Annotated in this window: 1 protein-coding gene and 1 pseudogene; both read right to left on the bottom strand. The window is 46.1% G+C overall.

Features of this window, described 5'->3' with window-relative positions; translation table 11 throughout:
* Positions 1–391 (bottom strand): annotated as a pseudogene (locus ACWHAR_RS32745) (putative beta-lysine N-acetyltransferase); the annotation flags it as partial.
* A partial coding sequence (locus ACWHAR_RS32740; protein ID WP_452089131.1) for a hypothetical protein occupies positions 369–501 on the bottom strand: 133 nt, incomplete at its 5' end. The gene ACWHAR_RS32740 and the pseudogene ACWHAR_RS32745, both read right to left, overlap by 23 nt.

Below are 501 nucleotides of genomic sequence, written 5' to 3'. Positions count from 1 at the left end.
CTGCTTTTCTCATCGTAAAAACGGGTGTACTGTCGTTGCGAAGACGGGGCGCTGTGCGATATATGGCTTCGATGATCTCCTGTTCCTCTGTATAAGAATCTGTTTGTCTCCGGCTTTCTGAAAGGTAACGTACCATGACACAAGCCGAATAGCCGAGATAATAGCCCTTTAGATAGCCCTCCGGCGCAAATAATTGTTTGGCAAGGATCGGCTCATCATGCTGCTTCGCATAGACAATGATTTTTTCTGCATTCTCTTCTTTTGCCGCTGCCAAGATATCCGGCAGGGCCTTCTCAATAGCTCCGTCATAACGGACCACTCTGATTCGTTTATTAAAGCCGTCATGGTCCAAAACTGCTGTGACACCGCTACTCTTTATTGACTTGAGCATCCGCATCCTCCCCATCTGTATGAAGCCCGCACCAATCCATGACAAAAAGTGCAATAATTTTAGCAGATTCTATCATGGCTTCAACCTCAATGTATTCATTGGCCTGATGA

It is taken from the genome of Bacillus sp. LR--39, assembly GCF_053613335.1.
Note: the sequence above shows the minus strand (reverse complement) of the source record. Positions and strands in the feature narration are given on the sequence as shown.